This window comes from Mycobacterium sp. IDUB_3 (assembly GCF_055419585.1).
The window spans coordinates 2,810,067-2,835,603 of record NZ_JBVAXZ010000001.1 but is presented as its reverse complement, the minus strand read 5'-3'; the positions used below and the strand labels follow the sequence as shown (position 1 = coordinate 2,835,603).

The following is a 25,537-nucleotide window of genomic DNA, read 5'->3' as shown; positions in this document are numbered from 1 at the left end:
CCCGCCTTATCTTGACAAGGTCAAGATAAGGGGAACACTCGATTGCAGGCCGGAACATCCGGAGCGCTCACTGCGGTACTGAAAATGCTTGATGCTCAAGCGGTTCGGTACCGCGGTGTGCGACCTCGGGTACCGCAGCCTGCAGCCCGGTGACGAGGAGGAGCGAAATGACGGAGCGTTTCACGACCAATGACGCCGGCATCGCTGCGCCGAGCGACGACCAGTCGTTGACGATCGGCCCCGACGGCCCGATTCTGTTGCAGGACCACTACCTGATCGAGCAGATGGCGATGTTCAATCGGGAGCGCATCCCGGAGCGCCAGCCGCACGCCAAAGGTGGTGGTGCATATGGTCATTTCGAAGTGACCAATGACGTCACCCAGTACACCAGGGCCGCGGTCTTCCAGCCCGGCACCAAAACCGACATGTTGGCGAGGTTTTCCACCGTCGCCGGCGAGCGCGGCAGCCCAGACACCTGGCGTGACCCTCGTGGCTTCGCGCTGAAGTTCTATACCAGCGAAGGCAATTTCGACCTGGTCGGCAACAACACCCCGGTCTTCTTCATGCGTGACCCGCTGAAATTCCAGCACTTCATCCGGTCCCAGAAGCGCTTGCAGGCAAGCAACGTGCGCGACCACAACATGCAGTGGGACTTCTGGAGCCTGTCCCCGGAATCGGCGCACCAGGTGACCTGGCTGATGGGTGACCGGGGAATCCCGAAGACCTGGCGGAACATGAACGGCTACAGCAGCCACACCTACAGCTGGATCAACGCTTCCGGTGAGATCTTCTGGGTGAAGTACCACTTCATCACCGATCAGGGCATCGAGTTCCTGACCCAGGAGGACGCCGACCGGTTGGCCGGCGAGGACGGCGACTACCACCAGCGCGACCTGTTCGAGTCGATCGAACGCGGGGATCACCCGAGTTGGACGCTGAAGATGCAGATCATGCCGTACGAGGAAGCCAGGGACTACCGGTTCAACCCGTTCGACCTGACCAAAGTGTGGCCGCACGGCGACTACCCGCTGATCGACGTCGGCAAGATGACGCTGAACCGCAACGTCACCGACTACCACGCCGAGATCGAGCAGGCGGCCTTCGAGCCGAACAACACCGTGCCCGGCACCGGCCTGAGCCCGGACAAGATGCTGCAGGCGCGCGGCTTCTCGTACTCCGACGCCCATCGCGCCCGGCTGGGGACCAACTACCGGCAGATCCCGGTCAACACCCCCAGAGTCGAGGTGAACAGCTACTCCAAAGACGGCGCCATGCGGATCAACAACGTCGCCGACCCCGTGTATGCGCCCAATTCCTACGGTGGGCCGCATGCCGACGCGGCACGCGCCGCCGAGATCCGCTGGCATGCCGACGGGGACATGGTCCGCTCTGCCTACACGCTGCACGCCGAGGACGACGACTGGGGACAGGCCGGCACCATGGTCCGCGAGGTGCTCGACGATGCGGCCAGGGAACGCCTGGCGCACAACATCATTGGCCACGTCTCCCAGGGTGTTAAGGAGCCGGTGCTGTCGCGGGTGTTCGAGTACTGGCGCAACGTCGATGCCGACCTGGGCAAAAAGGTCGAGGAAGGCGTTCGGGGCAACGGGGGCTGACCGCGCGTCGGTGCGCCTGGCATGATCGCTGCATGACCATGCGGGTTACGCAGGTTGCTCAGCTGCACGGGGCCGCGGTGGCCATCGGCTTGGCCCTGTGCACGGCCGCAATTCCGGTCGCCGCCGCGCATCCCTCCGAGCCCGGCGTGGTGAATTACGCCGTGCTGGGCAAGGGATCGGTCGGCAACATCGTTGGCGGGCCCATGGGATGGGAGTCGGTGTTCACCCAGCCCGGGCAAGGTGACTGGGTGGACCTGCCCGACTGCAACAACTGGGCCGACATCGGTTTGCCCGAGGTGTACAACGATCCCGACCTGGCGTCGTTCAACGGAGCCGTGACTCAGACGTCGGCCACCGACCAGACCCATCTGGTCAAACAGGCCGTCGGGGTGTTCGCCACCAACGAGGCCGCCGGTCGGGCTTTTCATCGGGTGGTGGATCGAACGGTGGGCTGTTCGGGACAGACGACCGCGCTCCACCTGGACAACGGCACGACGCAGGTGTGGTCGTTCGATGGCGGGCCAGCCGGCCCGGCCGACGAGAACTGGACGAAGCAGGAGGCGGGCACCGATCGCCGGTGCTTCGATCAAACCAGGCTGCGCGAAAATGTGTTGCTGCAGGCGAAAGTGTGTCAGTCCGGCAACGCCGGACCTGCGGTGAACGTGCTAGCTGGGGCGATGCAGAACGCGTTGGGTCAATAATCGAGCGATTGGGTAACCGTCCGTCCCGAGCACCCCAAGGTGCGAAGAGGGGAATATGTCGGGGGCGTCTGATAGATGAAGCACTAGGCGAAGTGGTGCCGATTAACGTTCGATTAGCTGCGCAGGGAAGCGGTCCGCAGGTATGTCCAGGCTTGCCGGGGCCCGAAGGGATCGTGATATGACATTCGCGCCGATCACTGCCGCGGCTTCGCGGTCGGAGTCGCGCGTGGCCGGTGCCGACCCCGACCCCGAGCACAACATCGCCGAACTGGCCGATTCCGCGGCCGTCGCGCAATACATCGCCGAGGGATGTCTGGTTGACGCTCCGCTGGGTCGTGTCGGCCTGGAGCTCGAGGCCCATTGCCACGACCCGGCCGACCCGCACCGCAGACCGAGCTGGAACGAGATCGCCGACGTGCTCGATGCGCTCCCCGCGCTGCCGGGCGGCAGCAGGATCACCGTGGAACCGGGCGGCGCCGTCGAACTGTCCGGCCCGCCGGCCGACGGCGTAGTGCCGGCCATCGAGGCCATGCGCCTCGATCAGGCCGTGCTCCAGCCGGCGTTTGCTGCGGCCGGGCTGGGCCTGGTCTTCCTCGGCGCCGACCCGCTGCGCCCGCCCAAGCGCATCAACCCCGGCGCCCGGTACCGCGCGATGGAACAATTCTTCGCAACCAGCCACTCCGGGGAGGCCGGCGCGGCGATGATGACGTCCACCGCTTCGATTCAGGTCAACCTGGACGCCGGGCCGCGAGAGGGCTGGGCGGCCCGGGTGCGCCTCGCACATGCGTTGGGGCCCACCATGATCGCGATAACGGCGAACTCGCCGATGCTGGGCGGTGAATTCACGGGCTGGGTGTCGAGCCGGCAGCGAGTATGGGGTCGGATGGACTCGGCGCGCTGTGGACCCATCCTGGGCGCCAGTGGCGACGATCCGGGCACCGACTGGGCGCGGTATGCGCTCAAGGCCCCGGTGATGCTGGTGCACAACCCCGACGCCGAGGCCGTCACGCATTGGGTGCCCTTTGCCGACTGGGTCAACGGCCGCGTGTTGCTTGGGGATCGTCGCCCCAACGTTGCCGACCTGGAGTACCACCTGACCACGCTGTTCCCGCCGGTGCGGCCCAGGCAGTGGCTGGAGATCCGCTACCTGGACAGCGTGCCCGATGCGTTGTGGCCCGCCGTCGCGTTCACCCTGGCGGTCCTGCTCGACGACCCGGCCGCCGCCGACGTCGCGGCCGAGGCCGTCGAACCGGTGGCCACCGCGTGGGACACCGCGGCCCGGGTGGGGCTGCGGGACCGGCGGCTGTACGCGGCGGCCAACGCGTGCATGGCCATCGCCGCCGCGAAGGCCCCGGCCGAGCTCGGCGATTCGATGCAGCAGCTGGTGCGCCTCGTCGACCAGGGCCGTTGCCCCGGCGACGATTTCTCCGACCAAGTGGTCGAGCACGGGCTCGCGGCCGCGGTCTCGGCGGCGGCGCGTAGCCCGCAAGGGGAGCCGTGACGTCACGGGAGAACCTCGCCGACGACCTGGCGCGGACGCGGACGCGGACGTTGCGGCTGGTCGAGTTCGACGACGCCGAACTCTGCCGGCAGTACGACCCATTGATGAGCCCGTTGGTGTGGGACCTGGCGCACATCGGCCAGCAGGAGGAGCTGTGGCTGTTGCGCGGTGGCGATCCCGCGCGCCCGGGGATGTTGCCGCCCGCGGTCGAGGGCCTCTACGACGCCTTCGTGCATTCCCGCGCCAGCCGGGTGGATCTGCCGCTGCTGTCGCCGGACAAGGCGCGGGCCTACTGCCGGACCGTGCGGTCGGCCGTGCTCGACGCGCTCGACGCCTTGCCGGACGATCCCGCCGGCGACGAGGCCGCCTTCGTGTACGCGATGGTGGTCAGCCACGAAAACCAGCACGACGAAACCATGCTGCAGGCACTCAATTTGCGCAGCGGCGCACCGATTTTGCGAGACGCCGCCGTGCTGCCGGCCGGGCGATCGGGGTTGGCCGGCACCTCGGTGCTGGTGCCCGGCGGTGAATTCGTGCTCGGCGTGGACGCCGCCGGCGAACCGTATTCGTTGGACAACGAGCGCCCGGCCCACGTGGTCGATCTGCCCGCGTTCCGGATCGGCCGGGTTCCGGTCACCAACGGCGAATGGCGCCGGTTCGTCGACGACGGCGGCTACAACGAGCCGCGCTGGTGGTCGGAGCGCGGCTGGCAGCACCGCCAGGCCGCGGGCCTGACCGGGCCGCAGTTCTGGAGCTCCGACGGCGCGACGCGCACCCGGTTCGGCCACGTCGAGGACATTCCGGCCGACGAGCCCGTCCAGCACGTCAGCTATTTCGAGGCCGAGGCCTACGCGGCCTGGGCCGGCGCCCGGCTGCCCACCGAGATGGAATGGGAGAAGGCCTGCACCTGGGATCCGTCCACCAACACTCGGCGCCGGTATCCCTGGGGCGAGCGCAAACCGGACGAGTCCCTGGCCAACCTCGGCGGCGCGGCGTTGCGGCCGGCACCCGTCGGCGCCTACCCGCAAGGCGCTTCGGCCTATGGGGCCGAGCAGCTGCTCGGTGACGTCTGGGAGTGGACCACCTCCCCGCTGCGGCCCTGGCCGGGGTTCGTCCCAATGCTCTACGAGCGGTATTCGCAGCCTTTCTTCGACGGCGATTACCGGGTGCTGCGCGGCGGCTCGTGGGCCGTGGAGCCGGGCATCATGCGCCCGAGCTTCCGCAACTGGGATCACCCGTACCGGCGCCAGATCTTCTCCGGCGTCCGGCTGGCGTGGGACGTCCCCGACGCCGGGGATCGCGCCTGATGTGCCGGCACCTGGGCTGGCTGGGGGCTGACGCCACGCTTTCCTCGCTGGTGCTCGACCCGCCGTTCGGCCTGCGGGTGCAATCCTATGCGCCGCGCCGGCAAAAGCATTGCCTGCTCAACGCAGACGGTTGGGGCGTCGGGTTTTTCGACACCTCCTCGTCAGCCTCCCCAGCGGCCGGGGTGCCGCGCCGCTGGCGCAGCCAGGCGCCGCTGTGGGGCGATGTCTCGTTCGATTCCATCGCGCCCGCGCTGCGCAGCCACTGCGTGGTGGCCGCGGTGCGTTCGGCCACCGTCGGCATGCCGATCGAGGCCAGCGCGTGCGCGCCGTTCACCGACGGACAGTGGTTGTTGTCGCACAACGGAATCGTCGACCGAGCCGTGCTGCCGGCAACAGGGCGCGCCGAATCGGTCTGTGACAGCGCGATACTGGCGGCCGTGATCTTCGAGCGTGGCCTCGACGCGCTGGGGGAGACCATCGTCGAGGTCGCCGCGGCCGACGCGAACGCCCGGCTGAACATATTGGCCGCCAACGGCTCTCGCATGCTGGCGACGGCCTGGGGTGACACGCTGTCCATCCTGCGCCGCCCGGACGGTGTGGTCCTGGCCAGCGAACCCTATGACAACGACTCCGACTGGGAGGACGTGCCGGACCGTCACCTCGTCGAAGTCACTGCGGACGGTGTCACGATGACGCCGCTGGATCAGTCGAGAGGATCTTGATGACGCTGTCGCTGTCGAACCACCTGGCCGCGGACTCGGCGTACCACGCGTTGCGCCGCGACGTCCTGGACGGCCTACAGAAGACACCAAAGGCGTTGCCGCCGAAATGGTTCTACGATTCGGTTGGCAGTGATCTGTTCGACCAGATCACCCGGCTGCCCGAGTACTACCCGACGCGCGCCGAGGCCGAGATCTTGCGGGCGCGGGCTGCCGAAGTGGCGTCGGCCAGCGAGGCCGACACCCTGGTGGAACTGGGCAGCGGAACGTCGGAGAAGACGCGGGTGTTGCTCGACGCCCTGCGGGCGCGGGGTTCGCTGCGCAGGTTCATCCCGTTCGACGTGGACGCCAGCATCCTGTCGACCGCCGCAGCGGCCATCCAGCAGGAATACGAGGGCGTCGAAATCAAGGCCGTCTGCGGCGATTTCGAAGAGCACCTGTCCGAGATACCGGAAGGTGGGCGACGGCTGTTCGTGTTCCTGGGGTCGACGATCGGCAACCTCACGCCCGGACCGCGCGCGGAATTCCTTGCCGCACTGTCCGAGCAGATGCGGCCCGGCGACAGCCTGCTGCTGGGCACGGACCTGGTCAAGGACACCGAGCGGCTGGTGCGTGCCTATGACGACGCCGCCGGGGTGACGGCGGCGTTCAACCGCAATGTGCTCGCGGTGGTCAACCGGGAGCTCGACGCCGACTTCGACGTCGACGCCTACCGGCACGTGGCCCGCTGGAACGCCGCGGAAGAACGCATCGAGATGTGGCTGCGGTCCGACCGGCGCCAGCGGGTGCGGGTCGGTGCTCTCGAGCTGACCGTCGACTTCGAGGCCGGCGAGGAAATGCTCACCGAGGTATCGTGTAAGTTCCACTCCGACAAGGTGACTGGCGAATTGGCCGTCGCGGGGTTGCGCCGCACCCGGTGGTGGACCGACAAGGCGGGCGACTTCGGGTTGTCGTTGGCCGTGAAGTGACCGGCGGCAACCCGCTGGCCGATCAATGGAGGTCAGCCCGCCCGCCGATGGCCGGCCTGCACCTGGACAACGCGGCCTGCTCGCGGCAGAGCCTGGCGGTGATCGAGGCCGGCGCGCAGCACGCCCGCAACGAGTCCGAGCTCGGCGGATATGTCGCCGCGGAGGCCGCCACACCGGTGCTCGACGCCGGACGCGTCGCGTTCGCCGCACTGACCGGAATGGCCGATGCCGAGGTGGTTTTCACCACCGGCTCGCTGAACGCCCTGGATCTGCTGCTGGGCAGCTGGCCGGCGCAGCGCCGAACGGTGGCCTGCCTGCCCGGCGAATACGGGCCCAACCTGGCGATGCTGGCCGCGCACGGCTTCGACCGGCAGCTGCTGCCGACGCTGGAAGACGGCCGGGTCGCGCTGGACGACGCGGCCCTGGCCCTGCAGACCGATCCGCCGGACCTGGTGCATCTGACCGCGGTGGCCAGCCATCGCGGTGTGGTGCAACCGGTTTCGATGGTCGCCCAACTCTGCCGGGAGTTAGGGCTGCCGCTCGTCGTCGACGCGGCCCAGGCACTGGGCCAGGTGGACTGTGCGGTGGGCGCCGACGTGACCTATTCCTCGTCGCGCAAGTGGATCGCCGGGCCGCGCGGTGTCGGGATGCTCGGGGTGCGCCGGGAGCTGATGGAGAGCCTGCGCCCACGGCTGGCCGCGCCGGAGTGGGCCCGCGCGGACGGCTCGCCGACGGTGGCCGAACAGCTGGAATTCGGCGAGTCCAATGTTGCTGCGCGCGTTGGGTTTTCGCTGGCGCTGGGCGAGCATCTGGCGTACGGGCCGCAGACGGTGTGGGCGCGGCTGGCCGAGGTGGGCAGCCTCAGCCGCGAGATGCTGGCCGATGTGTCCGGCTGGACCGTGGTGGAAGAGGTCGAAGAACCCAGTGCCATCACCACTTTGGCGCCGAACGACGGCGCCGACCCGCAGGCGGTGCGCGGCTGGCTGCTCGCCGAGCGACGGATCCTGACCACGTTCGCCGGCGTGCAGCGGGCGCCACTGGAGCTCACGGGACCCGTGCTGCGGATCTCGCCGCACGTGGACACCACGGTCGACGACCTGGAGACGTTCGCCGAGGCGCTCATCGCCGCCACCGCGGCGACCGCGACCAGCTAGCCGGCTTTGTGCGCGGTCAACAGGTAGGCCGGCATCTTCATCCGGCCCCGCTCGTCGCGGTCGTGCTGCGAGCCGTCAGGGATCGGCGGAATGTTGGCGTGGATGAAAGCCGGCCGGATCTCGTCGATCTCCCAGTACTTGCTCACCGCGTCGCGCAGTTCGTCCTCGTCGACTTCGTTGGGCTTGGTTTCCCATTCGCGGGGGAAGGCGCCCTTGGCGAAGACCAACACGAAGTAACTGGCCCCCGGTGCCGCCGCGCGATGTACCGCGCGCAGGTAGCCGTCGCGGCCCTCGATCGGCAAGGAGTGGAACAGCGTGCTGTCGGCCACGGTGGAGAACCGTCCGTCGTAGCCGGTGAACGATGTGATGTCCGCCTGCACGAAGGTGGCGCTGGTCAGGCCGCGGGCGGCCGCCGCCTGGGTGGCCGCCGCGACGGCGGTGGGGGTGAGGTCGACGCCGACCACGGTGTAGCCCTGGGCGGCCAGGGTCAAGGACAGCTCGGCGACTCCGCAGCCCGCGTCCAGCACGTCGCTGCGGAACTTGCCGGCCGCGATCAGGGCGGCCAGTTCGGGCTGCGGCTCACCGATGTTCCACGGCGGCGGGCCCTCGAACTCGCCCTGCTCGCGATATACGCTGTCCCAGTCCACGATTTGATCAGGCATGGTTTCCAACCCCCTGTTTGCTGTTACACACCACCGGCGCGATTACGGGTAAGCAGCTCAGCCATGCGCTGGAAGCTCCAGCGTCGTACCCGGGCTGCCTCGGCACGTTCAGCTTCCAACCGGTTCAACAGTACTTTCGCGCGACTCTTCGCCGAATTTATGCCTGTCATGCCCCTGTGGCGAACCCACGCCCGCTGAGTGAGCTTGTCGCCTGATCACTGATTCCCGCGGTCACGACTCCCAGGTGTGCACCGGTTCGTTGGCGTGCATGTGATCGCAGTACCGGCGCAGCATCTCGGCCAGCGCCGCGGGCCTGCTCATGCCACCGTCCTGCAGTGTCCGCACGGTGGACACCTGCCAGCTGGCACCGTTGCGTCCCGTCCGGGCGCGGCCTTCGATGACCCCGAGGAACCGGTCGCGGACCTCGGCGTCGACGCCCCAGCGCTGCAATCCCTCGTCGGCGATCGGCAGCAGGGTGTCGAGCACCAGTTCGCGCGCAGTCACGTCGCCCAGGCCGGGCCAGTGCAGTCCGGCGTCGATGCCGTCCAGCGCCGCCGCCTGGAAATTGGCTTCCGCCACGCCGAAGTCCATGACGGTCCACAGCGGGTTGTCGGCTTCGGACAGGCTGCGCAGCGTGCCGTAGAAGAAGGCGGCATTCGCCAGCATGTCGACGACGGTCGGCCCGGCCGGCAGCACCCGGTTCTCCAGCCGCAGATGGGGGCGACCGTCGACGACGTCGTACACCGGACGGTTCCACCGGTAGACGGTGCCATTGTGCAGCCGCAGTTCGGAAAGCTGCGGGATCCGCCCGGCGGCCAGCTCGGCGACCGGATCTTCGTCGGACACCTCGGGCAGCAGGGACGGGAAGTATCGGATGTTCTCCCGGTACAGGTCGAGGACCGAATCGATCCACTGCTCGCCGAACCACACCCGCGGGCGCACGCCTTGGGATTTCTGCTCGTCGGATCTGGTGTCGGTGGATTGCGCGAACAGCTCGATACGCGTTTCCGCCCACAGCCGGTGCCCGAAGAAGAACGGCGAGTTGGCGCCCAGCGCCAGCTGCGGGCCGGCCGCGATCTGCGCCGCGTTCCAGCTGGCGGCGAACGTCTCCGGATCCAGCTGCAGATGCAGTTGCATGCTGGTGCAGGCGGATTCGGGCGCGATTGTTGCGGTGTGCCAGCTCAGCGGCTCGGGCCCGGAAATGCTGATGGGAATGTCTTCGCCGCGGGCGGTGAAGATCGACTCGTTGAGGGCGGCGTAGCGCTTCGATTCGCTCATCCAGTCGTGGTCCAGGTGCTCGGGCATCAGCGTGGGCAGGATGCCGATCATGACGATGTGGGCACCGCCCGCGGCGCCGGCCTTGTTCTCGGCGTCGTTCAGGCTGGCCCGCACCTCGGCCTCGAGGTCCAGGGTGGTGTGCCCGGGCAGCGCGTGCGGCGGAACATTGAATTCGATGTTGTAGGCGCCCAATTCGACCTGGTACGCGGGATCGCCGATGGCGTCCAGCACGTGGCGATTGGACATGGCCGGCTGGTAGTCGGCATCGACCAGGTTGCATTCGATCTCCATGCCGGTGAGCGGCTGCTCGGAATCGAAGCTTGACTGGGCGAGCATCGTCTCTAAGGCGTCCAGGCACAGCGCTACCTTGCGCCGGTATTCCCGCCGATGTGCGCCGTCGTACGTGGTGCGCTTGACCTCTTCGCCCACACCGCAGATGCAACAGGGTTACCGCCGGTAACGCAAGCTCCCACGAGTCGCAGTTCCGTCTCGTCCGTCCGGCGGGTAGACCATGATGGACTTTTGCCGCAATCGTGTCCGAGCTCACGGGTGGAGGAGAGCAGTTGGCCGAGTTCGCCGAATTCGTCGCCGCCATCGACCAGGGGACCACCAGCACTCGCTGCATGATCTTCGATCACGAGGGCGCCGAAGTGGCACGCCATCAACTCGAGCACGAACAGATCCTGCCCCGGGCCGGCTGGGTGGAGCACGACCCCGTTGAGATCTGGGAGCGGACCTCCTCGGTGCTGACGTCGGTGTTGAACCGGGCCAACCTGACTACGAAAAACATTGCCGCGCTGGGCATTACTAATCAGCGCGAGACGACCCTGGTGTGGAACCGCAGGACGGGGCGGCCCTACTACAACGCGATCGTCTGGCAGGACACCCGCACCGATCGGATCGCGTCGGCGCTGGAACGGGACAGTCGCGGCGACGTGATCCGGCGCAAGGCCGGCCTGCCCCCGGCCACCTACTTTTCCGGCGCCAAGCTGCAATGGATCCTGGACAACGTCGACGGGGTGCGCGCGGCCGCCGAAACCGGTGACGCGCTGTTCGGCACCGCCGACACCTGGGTGTTGTGGAACCTGACCGGGGGCCCGCGCGGCGGCGTGCACGCCACCGACGTGACCAACGCCAGCCGGACCATGCTGATGAACCTGGAGACGCTGGACTGGGATGACGAGCTGTTGTCGATCTTCTCCATCCCCCGTGCGATGCTGCCGAGGATCGGGCCGTCGTCGTCGCCGCAACCCTACGGTGTGACGTCGGAGACCGGGCCGGCCGGCGGCGAGGTACCGATCACCGGGATGCTCGGCGATCAGCACGCGGCGATGGTGGGTCAGGTGTGTCTGTCCGAGGGGGAAGCCAAAAACACCTACGGCACCGGAAACTTCCTGCTGCTCAACACCGGTGAGACCATCGTGCGGTCAGACAACGGGCTGCTGACCACCGTCTGCTATCAGTTCGGGGATGCCAAACCCGTTTACGCGCTTGAGGGTTCGATCGCGGTGACCGGCGCGGCCGTGCAGTGGCTGCGCGATCAGCTGGGCATCATCAGCGGCGCCGCGCAGAGCGAATCGCTGGCACGCCAGGTGGACGACAACGGCGGAGTCTATTTCGTTCCCGCGTTTTCGGGGTTGTTCGCGCCCTACTGGCGATCCGATGCGCGCGGCGCGATCGTCGGCCTGTCCCGGTTCAACACCAACGCGCATCTGGCACGCGCGACGCTGGAGGCGATCTGCTATCAGAGTCGCGACGTGGTGGACGCAATGGCGGCGGATTCCGGTGTGCACCTTGAGGTTTTGAAGGTCGACGGCGGTATCACCGAGAACGCCCTGTGCATGCAGATCCAGGCTGACGTGCTGGGTGTGGACGTGGTGCGCCCCGTGGTCGCCGAGACGACCGCGCTGGGCGCCGCCTACGCGGCCGGTCTGGCGGTGGGGTTCTGGGCTGATCCGGCCGATCTGCGTGCCAACTGGCAGGAGGGTAAGCGCTGGACGCCGGCCTGGAACGACGAGCAGCGCGCCGCGGGTTACGCGGGCTGGCGCAAAGCCGTGCAGCGGACCCTGGATTGGGTCGACGTCACGTGACGTCACCCCGATCCAGGGCCCGCCGAAGGCACTCAGTCTTCGCCGAGAATGCCGTAGATCTCACGCCGCGCATTGTTGAGGACGTCGACGATGCGCTGCTGCTGCTCGGCCGAAGCGGTGTGGGCGGACTGCCCTACCGCACCGAACAACTGGCCAACGGCCGCCCGCAGGTTCATGTGACCCGGGTCGGCGCCTTCGGTGATCTCGTCCCACGGCGGGGTCTCGATCTTCTCGGCCGCCGCGCGGCCCTGTTCGGTCAGCTCGAAAAGCTTCTTGCTGCCTTCGGTTTCGCTCGCGGTGATCACGCCTTCGTCGTCGAGCAGCTGCAGCGTCGGGTACACCGAACCGGGGCTCGGCTTCCACAGTCCGTTGCTGCGCTCGGCGATCTGCTGGATCATCTCGTAGCCGTGCATCGGCCGCTCGGCCAGCAGCGTCAGGATGGCCGCTCGCACGTCGCCGCGCTTGCCGCGACCCGGGCCGCCCCGGCGCCATCCGCCGCGCCGGCCACCGGGTCCGAAGCCGAAGCCCGGGCCGAAGCCTGGACCGAAGCCCGGACCGAATCCGGGGCCGAAGCCGAGCGGGCCGTCGTGGCCACCGGCGTGATCGCGCAGATGCTCGCGGAAGTCCCGTCGGGCCTGGCGCCGTGCCTCGTGCAGGGCGCGCCGGTCAACCGGGCCTGGGCCGAAGCCGAATCCGATACCGGGCCCGGCAGCGAAGGGTCCTTCGGGCGGAGTGAATGGGTTGGTCATATTTCTGTCCTTAAGTTTGTGGGTCGCGCACCGGTCGTGCGGTTCGAAGTATCACGATATATCGGAAACTAACGCGATGCAACGCAATATGTCGAAGAATATCGATAAATCACCCCTGAGCTGCGCAGACCTGATACCCGCCCGCGGCTGCGCGGTTTGCATGCGCCGACCGACGGGTAGGCCCTAGTGGGATGAACGGTGACAACAACCTGACGGTTGATAGCGGTAGCGCCGGCGCGGCCGCATTCGGCCGACCCGGCGGAGCCGGGCGGCGCAACCGCTGGACGTGGATCAACTGGGGGCTGGCACTGGCGACGGTGCCCGCCGCCGCGCTCGTGATGCTCTTCGCGCTCGGTGCCGTGATGAGCACCGACGGCTGCAGCGACCGCAGCTGCCCCAACCTCGGGCACGGCGGGATCGATTTCGGCGTCGCGTTCTACGGCGCGCCCGCGGTCGCCGTGGTCGTCATCGTCATCTCGTGTTTCACCGCCAAACGGCGCGGTGGCATCGCGGTTCCGCTGTGCGGATGGGCGCTGCTGATCGTCGACGTCGCCCTTATGGCGGCGAGTGTGGCCGGCTAGTGCGGCAGTGAGAAACCGCCCGGCGAATCGGGCTCTGCCGGACCGGGCCCACTCGATCGCGGGTCAGGCCATCCGACGGGTTGTTGCGGCGGTGGCGGCACCGCACCCGGCGCCGGGCTGGGCCAGCCCGGGGGACCCTGGTATGCACCGCCCCTCGGTGGCCACGGCGCGGGCCCCATCGATCCGGGCGCGGGCATGACCGGGCGCAGCCGGGCCAGTTCCCGGCGGTGCCGCTCGGCGAGGACGGCCGCGAGCACGAGTTCCGGTGGCGCGCCGGGCGGTGGCGGCGGCGCGATGCGGGCCACCACGTCACCGGCGATCCGGTATGCCATCTGCAGGCGCAGCTGACGGTCGAGCTGCGTTGCCCTGGAAAGGAATTGGCGGGCCACCTCGGCCTGGCCGGCGGACAGGCCGGACAGCTGCAGCGAGGATGCCCACCACGCCAAGGAGGTCGGCATCATGGGCGGCGGCCCGAGCCGCGGTCCGCGTTCGTTGACCACCACCGTGCCGGCGAAAACGTCGCCGATCCGTTTGCCCTTCGGAGACAAGATGCTGCAGATGACGGCAGGGCTCCCGAACAGCATCCAGATCTCCACCAGAGCCGCCAGGGCACGAAACAGCGCCTGGCGGAAGCGTTCCGGGCCGCCGTCGTCGGACACCACACGCAGGCCCATCACGATCTTGCCCACCGAGCGTCCCCGCGTTGCCGTTTCGAGAACCAAGGGATAGCCGACAATTACCAGCACGGTAAATATCAGCAGGATCGCGTTGGTCAGCGCGGTATCGAATTGAGTCAGGGTGGCGGCCCACAACATCAGGCCCAGCAGGTAGCCGATGACCATGACCACGATATCGATCAGCGCGCTCAGTGTCCGCACCGGCAGCTGGGCGATCTGCACATCGAGCACCACGGCGTCCCCGGTCACCACCTCCGACATAACTTCGAACGGTACAGGTTGGGTGCGTGTGGCCGGCCGCACTTTCATGCCGGCGGTGCGATTAGGCTGCCGAGGGTGGACGTCGATGCATTCGTGGTTGCCCATCGCCCCACCTGGGACCGCCTCGACCGATTGATCGGGAGGCGCCGGTCGCTGTCCGGCGCGGAGATCGACGAACTCGTCGAGCTTTACCAGCGGGTCTCCACCCACCTGTCGATGCTGCGCTCGGCGTCGTCGGATTCCGTGTTGATCGGCCGGCTCTCGAGCCTGGTCGCGCGGGCCCGTTCGGTGGTGACCGGTGCGCACGCGCCGCTCAGTAGTTCGTTCACCCGATTCTGGACGGTGTCGTTCCCGGTCGTGGCCTACCGCACCTGGCGGTGGTGGCTGGCCACCGCGGCGGCGTTCTTCGCCGTGGTCGTGATCGTCGCGCTCTGGGTCGCCGGCAGCCCGGATGTGCAGTCCTCGCTCGGAACACCCAGCGACATCCAGCAATTGGTCAACCACGACGTGGAGTCGTACTACAGCGAACATCCCGCCGCGGCGTTCGCGCTGCAGATCTGGGTCAACAACTCCTGGGTTTCCGCGCAGTGCATCGCACTGTCCGTGTTGCTGGGGATTCCGATTCCCTTTGTGCTGTTTCAGAATGCCGCCAACCTGGGCGTCATCGCCGGCCTGATGTTCCCGGCCGGCAAGGGTGCCCTGCTGCTGGGTCTGCTTGTGCCGCACGGACTGCTGGAGCTCACGGCGGTATTCCTCTCCGGCGCAACGGGAATGCGGCTGGGGTGGTCGGTGATCTCACCCGGGGACCGACCCCGGGGCCAGGTGCTCGCCGAACAGGGGCGCGCCGTCGTCTCGGTCGCGGTGGGTCTGGTTGCGGTGCTGCTGGTCTCGGGCTTGATCGAAGCGCTGGTGACCCCCTCGCCATTGCCGACGTTCGTGCGGGTCGGCATCGGCGTCCTCGCCGAGGTGACGTTCTTGTCCTACATCGTCTACTTCGGCCGCCGCGGGGTGAAGGCCGGCGAAAGCGGCGACATGGCAGAGGCGCCGGGCTTCGTTCCGACTCGCTGAGCGGCCGTCGCGACGGGCTACAGACGTCCGGTCGCCTTCATCGCCAGATAGTGATCGGCAAGGGCGGGTGCGAGTTCGGTGGGCGGGGCGTCGACGACTTCCACCGCGCTGCGGCGCAGCCGGGCGGCGATCGCGCCGCGGTCATTGCGGGATCGCTCGGCGGCCGCCGCGTCGTACACCGCCGCGGCATCCGAACGCCCAGCGGCCATTTGGTCGACGCGCGGATCGGAGACCGCCGCCAACAACAGGTGATGCCTGGCCGACAGCTGCGGCAGCACGGGCAGTAGGCCCTCGTCGAGCGCCGCCGCGTTGAGGTCGGTCAGCAGCACCACCAGGGAGCGCCGCCGGGCGCGCAGCGCGATGGCGGAAGCCATTGCCCGCCAATCCGACTCGACAAGGGCAGGCTGCAGGGGCGCCATCGCGTCGACCAGCTGGGCAAGCAGCTCGGTGCGCGAGGCGCCGAACACGCCGGCCCGGCTCACCCGGTCGTGGGCGAGGAAGTCGACATGGTCGCCGGCCCGCGACGCCAGGGCCGCCAGCAGCAGCGCGGCGTCCATCGACCAATCCAGCCGCGGCCAGCCCGCCGGATCGGATGCGGTCGGATCGACACCGACCCGGCCCGCCGCCGTACGGCCCGTGTCGAGCACGATCACCACCCGCCGGTCGCGTTCGGGCCGCCAGGTGCGCACCACCACGTCGGCGCGACGCGCGGTCGCGCGCCAATCGATGGAGCGCACGTCGTCGCCGACGACATACTCTCGCAGCGAGTCGAATTCGGTGCCCTGCCCGCGTACCAGGGTGGGTAGCAGGCCATCGATCTCGCGGAGCTTGGCGAGCCGCGACGGCAGGTGCTTGCGGGCCAGGAACGGGGGCAGCACCCGCAGCTGCCCGGGCACCGGTCGCGAACGCTGCCGTCCCGCCAGCCCCAGCGGGCCGACCGATCGGGCGGTCACCACCGTCGCTCGCTGGTCGCCGCGGCGAACGGGCTGGAGTTGGATCTGGACGTGCTGGTCTTGCCCGGCGGGAATGTCGATGGGATAGATGCGCGGCCGCGCCTGGACGCTGGGCGGCCAGGCATCGCGGATCTGGCCGCGGAACCGGCGCGAACCGTCGTTGTGGATCGACAGCCCGCACTCAGCCCGCTGCCCGAGCCGCGCCGAGCGATCCGGCGAACGCACGTAGCGCAGTTTGGCCGTGCTGGCCGCCAGGACCACGTCGAGGACCACCGCGATCGCCAGCGCTACCAGCAGGGCCACGAAAGTGGTTGCCGGCCAAGGAGACAGCGCAATAGGTAGGACGCAGATCAGTGCGACCAGCCCGGCGCGTCCGGTCAGGACCACTAGCGGGGCACCGGAACCGACGCCAGGATCCCGTCCAGCACGCCGTCGGGCGTGGCGCCCTCGAGTTCGGCCTCGGGCCGCAGCATCACCCGGTGCCGCAGCGTCGGGCGGGCCATGGCCTTCACGTCGTCGGGCGTGACGTAGTTGCGGCCGGACAGCCACGACCAGGAGCGCGCCGTGGCCAGCAGGGCGGTCGCCCCGCGGGGTGACACGCCCAGTTGCAGCGCGGGAGAGGACCGGGTGGCCCCGACGATGTCGACGATGTAGCCCAGCACCTCGTCGGCAACCAGCACGTTCTGCACGGCGTCGCGGCCGGCCGCCAGGTCCGAAGGCCCGGCCACCGGCTTGATCGCCGACAGATTGCGCGGGTCGAAACCGTGCGCGTGCCGCTGCAGGATGGCGATCTCGGCGTCGCGCGGCGGCAGCGCCACATTCAGTTTGAGCAAGAAGCGGTCCAGCTGGGCCTCGGGCAGCTGGTAGGTGCCCTCGTATTCGACCGGGTTCTGGGTGGCGGCCACGATGAACGGGTCGGGCAGCGGCTGCGGTTCGCCGTCGACGCTGACCTGACGCTCTTCCATCGCCTCGAGCAGCGCGGCCTGGGTCTTGGGTGGGGTCCGGTTGATCTCGTCGGCGAGCAGCAGGTTGGTGAACACCGGCCCGGGCCGGAACACGAACGCAGCGGTGCGCGCGTCGTACACCAGCGAGCCCGTCACGTCGCCGGGCATCAGGTCGGGGGTGAACTGCACCCGCTTGAATTCCAGCTGGAGTGCGGCGGACAGCGCTCGGACCAGTAGCGTCTTCGCCACTCCCGGAACACCTTCCAGTAGCACGTGGCCGCGGCACAGCAGCGCGATCACCAGGCCGCTGACCACGCCCTCCTGTCCGACGACGGCCTTGGCGAGCTCGCCGCGCAGCGCCAGCAGCGCCTCGCGTGCCGATTCAGCGGTGGGGGATTGAGCGGTAGTGGGTTGTGTCACGGGTGTGCGACCTGCCTTTCGATTTCGTCGAGCGCACGGGCAAGTTGTAACAGGTCGTTGTCGGTCGTCGGGGGCGGACCGAACAGATGGTAGGAGACGAACGCGGGATCGGACCCGATGCGCTGGGCCGCGGTGGTCACCACTGAGGCCGGCGAGGCGCCCGCATTCAGGCCCAGCCGCGGCAGCAGCCGCGCGACCGTGGCGGCGCGCAAGGCCGCGGCCGCGCGATCGCGTGCCCGTCGGGACCGGTACAGCCGGCCGCGACCCTCGACGGTCTCCGACGCGCGCACCACCACGGGTAACTCCTCGGCCACCAGCGGGCCCGGCCGCCGGCCCTTCCACACGGCAACCAGCAGCACTACCAGCGCCAGTTGCCCGACGATCCAGATCACGTTGGGCGGAGCCAGCTGGAAAAGCGTTGCCTTGGGCGAGGATTCACCCTCGACGTGGTGGGGTGCGTACCAGATGAGCCGGGGACGGTCGCCCGCGAGGTTCATCGCCAGCGCGGCGTTGCCCGCCTGCAGCAGGCTGCCGTTGGTCATGAAGTCGGTGCTGCCGACGGCGGTGATGGTGCGTCCGTCGTTGCGGAAGCGGATCAACGCGCCGTCGTAGCAGCGGGTTATCGCGCGGCCGTTTTTGGACTCGTAGGTGTTGGTGGCCCCGAACCGGACCGGTCCGGCGCGAACAGCCTCGCGCAGAGTGCAATTCGGGTCGAGGTCGAAGCCGTTGGCGCCGGAGACCCGCACGCCGGGCAGCAGCGCCTCGCGGGTCCGGGTGGTCGGTTCCACCAGCAGCAGGTCCGAATGCACGTTGTCCAGCCGGTCCAGCAGCGTGTCGGTGAGGTACTGGCTCTGGGCGACCAGGATCAGCGCGTCCGGGCGCGCCGCGTGTTCGACCTCGGCGATGTTGTTGGCCACCACCACATCGACTCCGGCGCCGCGCAGCAGCTCCACCAGCGCGTGGGCACCGTCGGAGCCGGTCGACGCGGGGTCCATGCGGGCCCCCGGTCGCGGTGCGCTCAGGTACGCGTCGACGCCGGCGATGACGGCGAGCGCCAGCAGGGTGACGAACACCCAGCGCCAGGTGTGCCGCTGGCGCGGCGTGGTTTCGGGACCGGCATCGGTGATCGTCGCCATCACCGCACCTGCGCCCATGACTCATGTGAGGCGGGCCGGCCGGGCTCGAGTGGACCGCCCTGCCAGCGGGACCGCAGGTGGTCGTCCAGGTCGGCGATCATCTGGTAGGCGTCCGGGGTTCCGGGTTGTTCGCCATACGTGACATCGTTGAAAGCCGTTGCTGCTTGCGTTAATTCGCCGGCCAGGTGGGGCAACGCGGCGCCAGCATCGCGGGCCAGCTCGTTGGCCGTGCGGCCGGGGGCCGGGGTCAGCACTCCGGTCTCTTCGAGCTGACGAGCGACGGCGCGCAGCCGGTGACGAATAGCGGCGGCCCAATCACCTTCGGCCGCATAGTTTTCCGCGGTGGTGCGATGCTGGGCGGCGGTCAGTTGGGCGGCTTCGAACAACGAGTAGTCGCCGCCCTCGCGGCTGCGCGTGGTGCGGCGCAGAATGTAGATGCCGACGATCACCGCGATGGCGAGCAGGATGAAAAGTACCGTGGCGGTGAGCCATCCGCCCGGCAGCGAGGAGGTTTTCTGCAGCAGCCGGTAGATGAGGTCGTTGACCCAGTCGACGAAATGTTCCCGCGCGGAGCCCTTGGAATAGATCGGTTTGTTGAGCTCGTCCTGCGCGGCGCGATGTGCGGCATCGCGGTCGATGTCGATGGAAGGCATCCTGGAGCTAGTCCTCGCTCGGCCCTTACAGGGGCCGCGTCAGCCAGAGGTTGTCGGTGGACGCGGCCGCATACGGCCCCTGGGCGGCTCCGCTCTGCAGCACCAGGTCGAATGCTTCGGCGCGCATCCGGCGGTCGGTGTAGAGCAGCACGATGACTCCCGCGTTGAACGGCGCGGTGATGATCTCGCCGATGGCCGCGCCCACCGAGAGAACCGCGGTGCTGACCAAAAACGCCGTGCCGGACGAAGTGATCTGGAAGAACTGGCCGACGATGCTGAACGGCACCGCGACGGCGTTGGCGACAACCGCCGTCACCAGGAACGCGAGCACCCGGATGCCCAGCACTCGCCAGAAGCCGTTGCGCACCAGCTTGAACGAACGGGCGATGGCGTCCATGACCGGCAGCCGCTCCAGCACGATCAGCACCGGGGCGAACAGCACCACGGTGTACAGGAACACCAGCAGTGCGAGGACGACGAGCACCAGCGGGATGCCCAACACCACGGCCGCCACGGCGCTACCGATCGCCGCCAACACCCCGATGATCACCGCGACCAGCCCGGCGAGGGCCGCGACCACGACGGCTTCCAGCAGGGCGAGGCCGAGCAGGGCCAGCAGTCGCCCGCGGATCTTACTCCAGGTTTCGCCGATGGTGATCGGTGACCCGAACACCGCCCGCCCGACGATGACGGTGAGCATCCCGGACAGCAGCATGCCGCCCAGCCAGCCGACCAGGATGCCGCCGGTCACCGATACGGACCAGGCCCCCAGGACCCCCGAGCTCAGCTGGCCGGGCTGATCGCTGGCCAGCCTGTCGGCCGCGGCGAGCGGCCCGAAGAAGGCGACCTTGCTGACGATCTGCATGATCACCACGACGATGGCGGTCAGGCCCAACGTCGCTTTCGGGTTGGCCCGGACGTAGCCGACCGCGCCGTTGAAGATGTCGCCGAGGGTCAGCGGCCGCAGCGGGATGATGCCGGGTTTGACGGCCCCGTAGCCCGGCGGTGTGCCGAAGGGTGGGGGCGACCCGTAGCCCGGCGGTGAGCCGTAGCCCGGCGGTGAGCCGTATCCGGGTGGCGGCCCATAGCCGGGTGGCCCGTAGCCCGGTGGGGGGCCATAGCCGGGCGGGGGTTGGTACCCAGGCGGCGGGCCATACGCCGACGGCGCGCCGTGAGGCGGCGGCGGACCGAATGCCGGTGGCGGGCCGTAGCCCGGTGGCGGACCGTATTCAGGTGGTGGGCCGGATGCGGGTGGCGGACCAGCCGGATAACCAGGCGGCGGCGCGCTCACCGAACCCCGCGGCCTTTGCAGCCGGGCGCGTCGTTCGTCATGGGCTCCATCCTGTCGGCGGCCGGGGCATTTCACAACGTTGACCCCCCACCCGGCGCGTAGCGTCTCAGACATGGCGGAACTCAAATCCCGGATCCGGACCGACCTGACCGCGGCGATGAAGGCCCAGGACAAGTTGCGAACGGCCACCCTGCGCATGGTGTTAGCCGCGATCCAAACCGAGGAAGTTTCCGGCAAGGCGGCCAGGGAGCTCACCGACGAGGAAGTCATCAAGGTGCTGGCCAAAGAATCCCGCAAGCGCGGCGAATCCGCGGAGATCTACACCCAGAACGGCCGCGGAGAGCTCGCCGCCAACGAGCACGCCGAGGGGCGGATCATCGACGAGTACTTGCCCACCCCGCTCACCGAGGCGGAGGTGGCCGACGTCGCCGACACCGCGATCGCGCAGGTCGCCGAGGAAATCGGCGAGCGGCCCGGGATGAAACAGATGGGCTTGGTGATGAAGGCGGCCACCGCGATCGCCGCCGGCAAGGCCGACGGCGCCCGCCTCTCGGCCGCCGTCAAAGAGCGGTTGTAACCACCCGGGTCCCGTCGTCGGCGCGCCGCGTCACGCGCCGGGCATCGAGCTGTTCCAGCAGCGGCACCGCCACCCGCCGGGTGGTGCCCAGCGCGCGGCGCGCCTCGCTGACGGTGAAGGGTTGCGGCAGCGCCGCCAGCACCCCGGCCGCGCGGTCGAGGGCGTCGGGTCCCAGCACCACGCCATCGGCGATCCGCGTCAGCCGCCCGGCCCGCACGGCCGCGGCAAGCTCGCGCGGGCCCAGCTTCAGTTCGGCCAACTCGTCGGCCTCGGGCGCCCGGAACGGCTCGGTGGCCAGCCAGTCCTCTACCGCGCACACGGCCTTGTCGACCCGGGCCGGCAGGCCCGCCCCGGGCGGGCGGACCAACCCGTCGGCCACCTCCAGACCCGTGCCCTCCAGCAACTTCGGCATGAGGTCTGCGGCGGGCAGCCCCACCTCTTGTCGCAGGGTCTCCATCGGCATGCCCGCCGCGATGTCGTGATCGCCCGCCCAGCGCCGCACCGCCGCGGCCGCCTCCTCGCGCCGCGCCGCCCACCACCGCGGATCCACCACCCAGTCGCCCACCCGCTGCCCGCGCGGCGGCAGACCCATGGCGCGCAGGTCCGCGGCGCGCGCGACGTCGGGCGCGGCGACCTCGCCGGTGGCCAGTTCTGCTGCGCGCGCCCGTGCCGCGCCGCGCCGCCGCAACCCGGGCGGACGGACATCGAGCACCTCGACTCCCGCCGCGATCCGGTGCTGTCCGGGGTCACGCAGCAACCCGATGTCCCCTACGCGCAGCGGCAGGGGCCTGGCCAGCCGCAGCCGCGCCGCCGCGGGTCCCAGCCGGCGCACCTGCACCGGCACCGCCGCCGACCCGATGTGCAGCACGAGCTGGCGGTGCAGCGTGTCCGCCGATCGCAGGCCGACGTCGATCTCCGCGGTGTCCAGCCAGGCCCCCGGCGTGCGCACGGTGTCCCCGCGGCCGATGTCGTGCCGGTCGACGCCGCGTAGATTCAGCGCGACGCGGGCCACCGCGCCGACTTCGGAATGGTCGCGGCCCAACGATTGCAGCCCGCGGACGGTGACGCGCCGCCCGGCGTGCTCGAGCTCGTCGCCCACCCGCACCGTGCCGGCGGCCAGCGTGCCGGTGACCACGGTGCCCGCGCCCCGCACCGTGAAGCTGCGGTCCACCCACAGCCGCACGTCGGCCCCCGGGTCCGGTGCGGGCAGCCGGTCGGTCAGCGCCACCAGTTCGGTGCGCACCCGGTCGAGGTCGGTGGAAACAGCCACGGGGATGCCGGCAAGTGATGTGGCGGCCAGCCTTTCGGACGCTTGCGTCGCCGCCGGGCCCGGATCGGCGAGGTCGGCCTTGCTGATCACCAGTAGTCCGTGGTGGACCCCGAGCGCGTCCAGGGCGGCCAGATGTTCCTCCGACTGCGGCATCCAGCCCTCGGTGGCGGCGACGACGAACACCACCGCGGGGACGGCGCCGACGCCGGCCAGCATGTTGGCCACGAACCGTTCGTGGCCGGGCACGTCGACGAACGCGAGCTGACGGTCGCCGAGCTCGGTCCACGCGAAGCCCAGATCGATGGTGAGGCCGCGGCGGCGCTCCTCGGCCAGCCGGTCCGGCCACATGCCGGTGATCCGTTGCAGCAGAGTCGATTTGCCGTGATCGACGTGTCCGGCGGTGGCTAGGACGAACACGCCCGTACCGCCGCGGCAAGCAGCTCGTCGTCCTCGGGCGACACCGTGCACAGGTCGAGCAGGCACCGGCCGCCCTCCAGGCGGCCCACGACGGGTGGGCTGCCGAGGCGCAGCGCGGCGGCGTACGACTCGGGCAGACTCACCGCGGCGCTGGGCAATTCGACGCCGGGCGCCCCGCCGCCGCCGACGGCCGCGACGCAGTCCACCGCGACGGCGCCGGGCAGCCCGGCGGCCAGCGACTCGGCCCGGGCGCGCAACCGCTCGACGTCGGCCGCCAGCGCCTGCGCCACCGGCGGCAGCGGTCCCAGCAGCGTCGCTTCCAGCGCGGCCAGCGTCAGCTTGTCGACCCGCAGGGCGCGCGCCGCGGGATGGCAGCGGATCCGCTCGATCAGCTCGGCGCGGCCGAAGAGCAACCCGGCCTGCGGCCCGCCCAGCAGCTTGTCCCCGCTAGCGGTGACCAGGTCCGCGCCGTCGGCCAGCATCGACGTCGCGTCCGGCTCGTCGGGCAGCACCGGATGCGGCGACAGCAGGCCGGAGCCGATGTCGACCACCAGCGGCAGGTCGAACTTGCGCAGTTCCGGCGCCAGCGTGGCGACGTCGACGGCCGAGGTGAATCCGGTGACGTGGAAATTGGACGGATGGACCTTCAGCACGAAACCCGTCTGCGGCCCAAGCGCCTCAAGGTAGTCGCGCAGGCTGGTGCGGTTGGTGGTGCCGACCTCGCGCAGCCGCGATCCGGTGGATTCCAGTAGCTCGGGGATGCGGAACCCGTCACCGATTTCGACGAGCTCGCCGCGGCTGAGCACGATCTCCTTGCCGGGAGCCAGTGCCATGGCGGTCAACAGCAGCGCGGCCGCATTGTTGTTGACGACGTGCACGCCGCCGGCGGTCGGAACCGCACCCGCCAGCGCGGCGAGCGCACCCCGGCCGCGGCGCGCGCGGCGGCCCGTCGCCAGGTCGAACTCGACGTCGGTGGCCCCGCCGGCGGCGACCACGGCGTCCAGCGCGGCCCGCGACAGCGGGGCGCGCCCCAGATTGGTGTGCACCACCACGCCGGTGGCGTTGATGACCGGCCGCAGGCTCGAGGCGGTGGCGGGAAGGGCGGCGACGGCGTGCTCGGCGACCTGCTCGGGTGCGATCTCTCCGGCCCGCGCCCGCTGCTGGGCCGCGGTGATCACCGACTTCACCAGGTCGCGGCCCAGCACCCGCTGCGCGGCGACCAGCCGTGGATCGGCGAGCAGCGTGTCGGTGCCGGGCACCCGGCGGCGGGGGTCGCTCATGGCGGGCCCGGAAGAACATGGCGGAGGCGGACGGGAATTGAACCCGCCAGCGGCAGCGACTGCCGTTCGACGGTTTTGAAGACCGCGCCGGTCACCAGACCGGACACGCCTCCTTGAGCCATGGCGCCAATTGTCGCAGCCGCTGCGGCGCGGGCACCATGGACGCCGTGACGTACCGACTGACTCAATACGCCCATGGCGGTGGCTGCGCCTGCAAGATCCCGCCCGGTGAGCTCGAGGACGTGGTCCGCGGGCTGGGATCGAACCCGCCGCGCGGCGCGTTGGGGGAGTTGCTGGTGGGCCTGGACAACGGCGACGACGCGTGCGTGGTGCGCCTCGAAAGCGGCACCGCCGGTACGGCGCTGATCGCGACGACGGACTTCTTCACCCCGGTCGTTGACGACGCCTACGACTGGGGCCGGATCGCGGCCACCAACGCGCTGTCCGACGTCTACGCGATGGGCGGGCGCCCGGTGGTCGCGGTGAACCTGCTGGGCTGGCCGCGCGAGGTGCTGCCGTTCGAGCTGGCCGCCGAGACGCTGCGCGGCGGGCTGGACGTGTGCGGCCTGGCCGGCTGTCACCTGGCCGGCGGACACAGCGTCGACGACCCCGAACCCAAGTACGGGCTGGCGGTCACCGGGATCGCCGACCCAAACCGATTGCTGCGCAACGACTCCGCCAAACCGGGAACGCCGCTGTCGCTGACCAAGCCGCTCGGCGTCGGCGTCCTGAACAACAGGCACAAGGTCACCGGGGAGCGCTTCGAGGAAGCGATCGCCGTGATGACCACGCTCAACGCCGAGGCGGCCGCGGCGGCGCTGGCGGCCGGCGTCGAATGTGCCACCGATGTCACCGGTTTCGGGCTGCTCGGACACCTGCACAAGCTGGCGCGGGCCAGCGGCGTGACGGCGGTGATCGACTCGGCGGCGGTGCCCTATCTGGACGGCGCGCGAGAGGCGCTGGCCGCCGGCTACCTGTCCGGCGGCACCCGGCGAAACCTCGACTGGGTGGCGCCGCACGTCGACCTGTCGGCCATCGGCCAGGACGACGCCCTGTTGCTCGCCGACGCGCAGACCTCCGGCGGACTGCTGATCGCCGGGGAGATTCCGGGGGCGCCCGTCATCGGCGAGCTGATACCGCGCGGCGAGCACACCATCGTGGTGCGCTGATCGGCCCGACCACACTAGGCCGCATGGCGACCCCGCTGCGCCCGGCTTCGCTGCGCTTGCGATCGCACTAGGTCGCATGGCGACCCGCCGCGCCC

23 protein-coding genes and 1 tRNA gene are annotated in these 25,537 nt (G+C 69.6%); 12 read left to right on the top strand and 12 right to left on the bottom strand.

Going from position 1 to position 25,537, the window contains the following annotated elements; translation table 11 throughout:
* The first annotated feature begins 167 nt into the window (after window positions 1-167).
* The 7 genes from ACZYVJ_RS12935 to egtE all read left to right on the top strand — a co-directional run bounded on the left by ACZYVJ_RS12935 (window position 168) and on the right by egtE (window position 7,966).
* On the top strand, window positions 168-1,616 hold the full coding sequence (locus tag ACZYVJ_RS12935; protein WP_463831349.1) for a catalase: 1,449 nt from the start codon (window positions 168-170) through the stop codon (window positions 1,614-1,616).
* A gap of 32 nt (window positions 1,617-1,648) precedes the next feature.
* Window positions 1,649-2,317 (top strand): sensor domain-containing protein, encoded by a 669-nt coding sequence (locus tag ACZYVJ_RS12930; protein ID WP_463831348.1) that lies wholly within the window; start codon window positions 1,649-1,651, stop codon window positions 2,315-2,317.
* Window positions 2,318-2,495: 178 nt separating this feature from the next.
* A complete protein-coding gene (gene egtA, locus ACZYVJ_RS12925) occupies window positions 2,496-3,818 on the top strand; it encodes an ergothioneine biosynthesis glutamate--cysteine ligase EgtA (RefSeq protein WP_463831347.1) in 1,323 nt (440 codons plus the stop codon).
* Window positions 3,815-5,125 (top strand): ergothioneine biosynthesis protein EgtB, encoded by a 1,311-nt coding sequence (egtB, locus tag ACZYVJ_RS12920; protein WP_463831346.1) that lies wholly within the window; start codon window positions 3,815-3,817, stop codon window positions 5,123-5,125. The genes egtA and egtB overlap by 4 nt, the downstream gene beginning before the upstream one ends.
* Window positions 5,125-5,847: an ergothioneine biosynthesis protein EgtC gene (gene egtC / locus ACZYVJ_RS12915; RefSeq protein ID WP_463831345.1), complete on the top strand. Its 723-nt coding sequence runs from the start codon at window positions 5,125-5,127 to the stop codon at window positions 5,845-5,847. The genes egtB and egtC overlap by 1 nt, the downstream gene beginning before the upstream one ends.
* Window positions 5,847-6,812 (top strand): L-histidine N(alpha)-methyltransferase, encoded by a 966-nt coding sequence (gene egtD, locus ACZYVJ_RS12910; protein ID WP_463831344.1) that lies wholly within the window; start codon window positions 5,847-5,849, stop codon window positions 6,810-6,812. The genes egtC and egtD overlap by 1 nt, the downstream gene beginning before the upstream one ends.
* A gap of 47 nt (window positions 6,813-6,859) precedes the next feature.
* Window positions 6,860-7,966, top strand: coding sequence for an ergothioneine biosynthesis PLP-dependent enzyme EgtE (egtE, locus tag ACZYVJ_RS12905; RefSeq protein WP_463832973.1), 1,107 nt, complete (start codon window positions 6,860-6,862; stop codon window positions 7,964-7,966).
* Here egtE and ACZYVJ_RS12900 read toward each other — a convergent pair.
* Both ACZYVJ_RS12900 and ACZYVJ_RS12895 read right to left on the bottom strand, forming a co-directional pair.
* Entirely contained in the window at window positions 7,963-8,628 is a 666-nt protein-coding gene (locus tag ACZYVJ_RS12900) for a class I SAM-dependent methyltransferase (protein WP_463831343.1), read from the bottom strand. The two genes, egtE and ACZYVJ_RS12900, sit on opposite strands and share 4 nt — an antisense overlap.
* Before the next feature lie 231 nt (window positions 8,629-8,859).
* Window positions 8,860-10,335: a glutamate-cysteine ligase family protein gene (locus tag ACZYVJ_RS12895; protein ID WP_463831342.1), complete on the bottom strand. Its 1,476-nt coding sequence runs from the start codon at window positions 10,333-10,335 to the stop codon at window positions 8,860-8,862.
* Between the two features lie 134 nt (window positions 10,336-10,469).
* On the opposite strand from ACZYVJ_RS12895, the gene glpK reads away from it, so the two are divergent.
* Complete coding sequence (gene glpK / locus ACZYVJ_RS12890) at window positions 10,470-11,996, top strand: glycerol kinase GlpK (protein ID WP_463832972.1); 1,527 nt, start codon at window positions 10,470-10,472, stop codon at window positions 11,994-11,996.
* Between the two features lie 32 nt (window positions 11,997-12,028).
* On the opposite strand, the gene ACZYVJ_RS12885 is transcribed toward glpK, so the two are convergent.
* Window positions 12,029-12,745 carry a PadR family transcriptional regulator gene (locus ACZYVJ_RS12885; RefSeq protein ID WP_463831341.1) on the bottom strand — a complete coding sequence of 239 codons (717 nt, stop codon included), beginning with the start codon at window positions 12,743-12,745 and terminating at the stop codon, window positions 12,029-12,031.
* Between the two features lie 191 nt (window positions 12,746-12,936).
* Between ACZYVJ_RS12885 and ACZYVJ_RS12880 the strand changes: the two genes are divergently transcribed.
* A complete protein-coding gene (locus ACZYVJ_RS12880) occupies window positions 12,937-13,326 on the top strand; it encodes a hypothetical protein (RefSeq protein WP_463831340.1) in 390 nt (129 codons plus the stop codon).
* Here the strand turns inward: ACZYVJ_RS12880 and ACZYVJ_RS12875 are convergent.
* Entirely contained in the window at window positions 13,323-14,264 is a 942-nt protein-coding gene (locus tag ACZYVJ_RS12875; protein ID WP_463831339.1) for an RDD family protein, read from the bottom strand. The genes ACZYVJ_RS12880 and ACZYVJ_RS12875 overlap by 4 nt on opposite strands.
* Before the next feature lie 75 nt (window positions 14,265-14,339).
* Between ACZYVJ_RS12875 and ACZYVJ_RS12870 the strand changes: the two genes are divergently transcribed.
* The gene (locus tag ACZYVJ_RS12870) at window positions 14,340-15,332 is read left to right on the top strand and encodes a stage II sporulation protein M (protein ID WP_463831338.1); all 993 of its coding nucleotides are present in this window, start codon (window positions 14,340-14,342) and stop codon (window positions 15,330-15,332) included.
* A gap of 17 nt (window positions 15,333-15,349) precedes the next feature.
* Here the strand turns inward: ACZYVJ_RS12870 and ACZYVJ_RS12865 are convergent, their stop codons facing one another.
* From ACZYVJ_RS12865 to ACZYVJ_RS12845, 5 genes are read right to left on the bottom strand one after another with little or no spacing between them, the layout of a single operon-like run.
* Complete coding sequence (locus ACZYVJ_RS12865; RefSeq protein WP_463831337.1) at window positions 15,350-16,672, bottom strand: DUF58 domain-containing protein; 1,323 nt, start codon at window positions 16,670-16,672, stop codon at window positions 15,350-15,352.
* Window positions 16,672-17,649, bottom strand: a complete 978-nt coding sequence (locus tag ACZYVJ_RS12860) for an AAA family ATPase (RefSeq protein WP_463831336.1) — start codon at window positions 17,647-17,649, stop codon at window positions 16,672-16,674. Before ACZYVJ_RS12860 ends, ACZYVJ_RS12865 begins: the two co-directional genes overlap by 1 nt.
* Window positions 17,646-18,785, bottom strand: a complete 1,140-nt coding sequence (locus ACZYVJ_RS12855) for a DUF4350 domain-containing protein (protein ID WP_463831335.1) — start codon at window positions 18,783-18,785, stop codon at window positions 17,646-17,648. Before ACZYVJ_RS12855 ends, ACZYVJ_RS12860 begins: the two co-directional genes overlap by 4 nt.
* Window positions 18,785-19,438: a DUF4129 domain-containing protein gene (locus ACZYVJ_RS12850; RefSeq protein ID WP_463831334.1), complete on the bottom strand. Its 654-nt coding sequence runs from the start codon at window positions 19,436-19,438 to the stop codon at window positions 18,785-18,787. The genes ACZYVJ_RS12855 and ACZYVJ_RS12850 overlap by 1 nt, the downstream gene beginning before the upstream one ends.
* 25 nt (window positions 19,439-19,463) lie before the next feature.
* Window positions 19,464-20,843 (bottom strand): DUF7847 domain-containing protein, encoded by a 1,380-nt coding sequence (locus ACZYVJ_RS12845; protein ID WP_463831333.1) that lies wholly within the window; start codon window positions 20,841-20,843, stop codon window positions 19,464-19,466.
* Between ACZYVJ_RS12845 and ACZYVJ_RS12840 the strand changes: the two genes are divergently transcribed.
* Window positions 20,842-21,306 (top strand): GatB/YqeY domain-containing protein, encoded by a 465-nt coding sequence (locus tag ACZYVJ_RS12840; protein ID WP_463831332.1) that lies wholly within the window; start codon window positions 20,842-20,844, stop codon window positions 21,304-21,306. The two genes, ACZYVJ_RS12845 and ACZYVJ_RS12840, sit on opposite strands and share 2 nt — an antisense overlap.
* Here ACZYVJ_RS12840 and ACZYVJ_RS12835 read toward each other — a convergent pair.
* The 3 genes from ACZYVJ_RS12835 to ACZYVJ_RS12825 all read right to left on the bottom strand — a co-directional run bounded on the left by ACZYVJ_RS12835 (window position 21,290) and on the right by ACZYVJ_RS12825 (window position 24,386).
* The gene (locus ACZYVJ_RS12835; RefSeq protein ID WP_463831331.1) at window positions 21,290-22,993 is read right to left on the bottom strand and encodes a SelB domain-containing protein; all 1,704 of its coding nucleotides are present in this window, start codon (window positions 22,991-22,993) and stop codon (window positions 21,290-21,292) included. The two genes, ACZYVJ_RS12840 and ACZYVJ_RS12835, sit on opposite strands and share 17 nt — an antisense overlap.
* Entirely contained in the window at window positions 22,981-24,273 is a 1,293-nt protein-coding gene (selA, locus tag ACZYVJ_RS12830) for an L-seryl-tRNA(Sec) selenium transferase (RefSeq protein WP_463831330.1), read from the bottom strand. The genes ACZYVJ_RS12835 and selA overlap by 13 nt, the downstream gene beginning before the upstream one ends.
* Window positions 24,274-24,291: 18 nt before the next feature.
* Window positions 24,292-24,386: transfer RNA gene (locus ACZYVJ_RS12825), tRNA-Sec, on the bottom strand.
* Between the two features lie 45 nt (window positions 24,387-24,431).
* Here ACZYVJ_RS12825 and selD point away from each other — a divergent pair.
* Window positions 24,432-25,442, top strand: a complete 1,011-nt coding sequence (gene selD, locus ACZYVJ_RS12820) for a selenide, water dikinase SelD (protein WP_463831329.1) — start codon at window positions 24,432-24,434, stop codon at window positions 25,440-25,442.
* Window positions 25,443-25,537: the final 95 nt, after the last annotated feature.

Bases quoted from the DNA above. Each gene is read 5' to 3' on its own strand.
- ACZYVJ_RS12855 (WP_463831335.1), bottom strand. From the start codon at position 18,785: ATGGCGACGATCACCGATGCCGGTCCCGAAACCACGCCGCGCCAGCGG.
- ACZYVJ_RS12840 (WP_463831332.1), top strand. From the start codon at position 20,842: ATGGCGGAACTCAAATCCCGGATCCGGACCGACCTGACCGCGGCGATG.
- ACZYVJ_RS12900 (WP_463831343.1), bottom strand. From the start codon at position 8,628: ATGCCTGATCAAATCGTGGACTGGGACAGCGTATATCGCGAGCAGGGC.
- ACZYVJ_RS12875 (WP_463831339.1), bottom strand. From the start codon at position 14,264: ATGTCGGAGGTGGTGACCGGGGACGCCGTGGTGCTCGATGTGCAGATC.
- egtA (WP_463831347.1), top strand. From the start codon at position 2,496: ATGACATTCGCGCCGATCACTGCCGCGGCTTCGCGGTCGGAGTCGCGC.
- ACZYVJ_RS12880 (WP_463831340.1), top strand. From the start codon at position 12,937: ATGAACGGTGACAACAACCTGACGGTTGATAGCGGTAGCGCCGGCGCG.
- ACZYVJ_RS12930 (WP_463831348.1), top strand. From the start codon at position 1,649: ATGACCATGCGGGTTACGCAGGTTGCTCAGCTGCACGGGGCCGCGGTG.
- ACZYVJ_RS12935 (WP_463831349.1), top strand. From the start codon at position 168: ATGACGGAGCGTTTCACGACCAATGACGCCGGCATCGCTGCGCCGAGC.
- egtD (WP_463831344.1), top strand. From the start codon at position 5,847: ATGACGCTGTCGCTGTCGAACCACCTGGCCGCGGACTCGGCGTACCAC.
- ACZYVJ_RS12885 (WP_463831341.1), bottom strand. From the start codon at position 12,745: ATGACCAACCCATTCACTCCGCCCGAAGGACCCTTCGCTGCCGGGCCC.
- ACZYVJ_RS12845 (WP_463831333.1), bottom strand. From the start codon at position 20,843: ATGTCTGAGACGCTACGCGCCGGGTGGGGGGTCAACGTTGTGAAATGC.
- egtE (WP_463832973.1), top strand. From the start codon at position 6,860: ATGGCCGGCCTGCACCTGGACAACGCGGCCTGCTCGCGGCAGAGCCTG.
- ACZYVJ_RS12850 (WP_463831334.1), bottom strand. From the start codon at position 19,438: ATGCCTTCCATCGACATCGACCGCGATGCCGCACATCGCGCCGCGCAG.
- selA (WP_463831330.1), bottom strand. From the start codon at position 24,273: ATGAGCGACCCCCGCCGCCGGGTGCCCGGCACCGACACGCTGCTCGCC.
- egtC (WP_463831345.1), top strand. From the start codon at position 5,125: ATGTGCCGGCACCTGGGCTGGCTGGGGGCTGACGCCACGCTTTCCTCG.
- selD (WP_463831329.1), top strand. From the start codon at position 24,432: ATGGACGCCGTGACGTACCGACTGACTCAATACGCCCATGGCGGTGGC.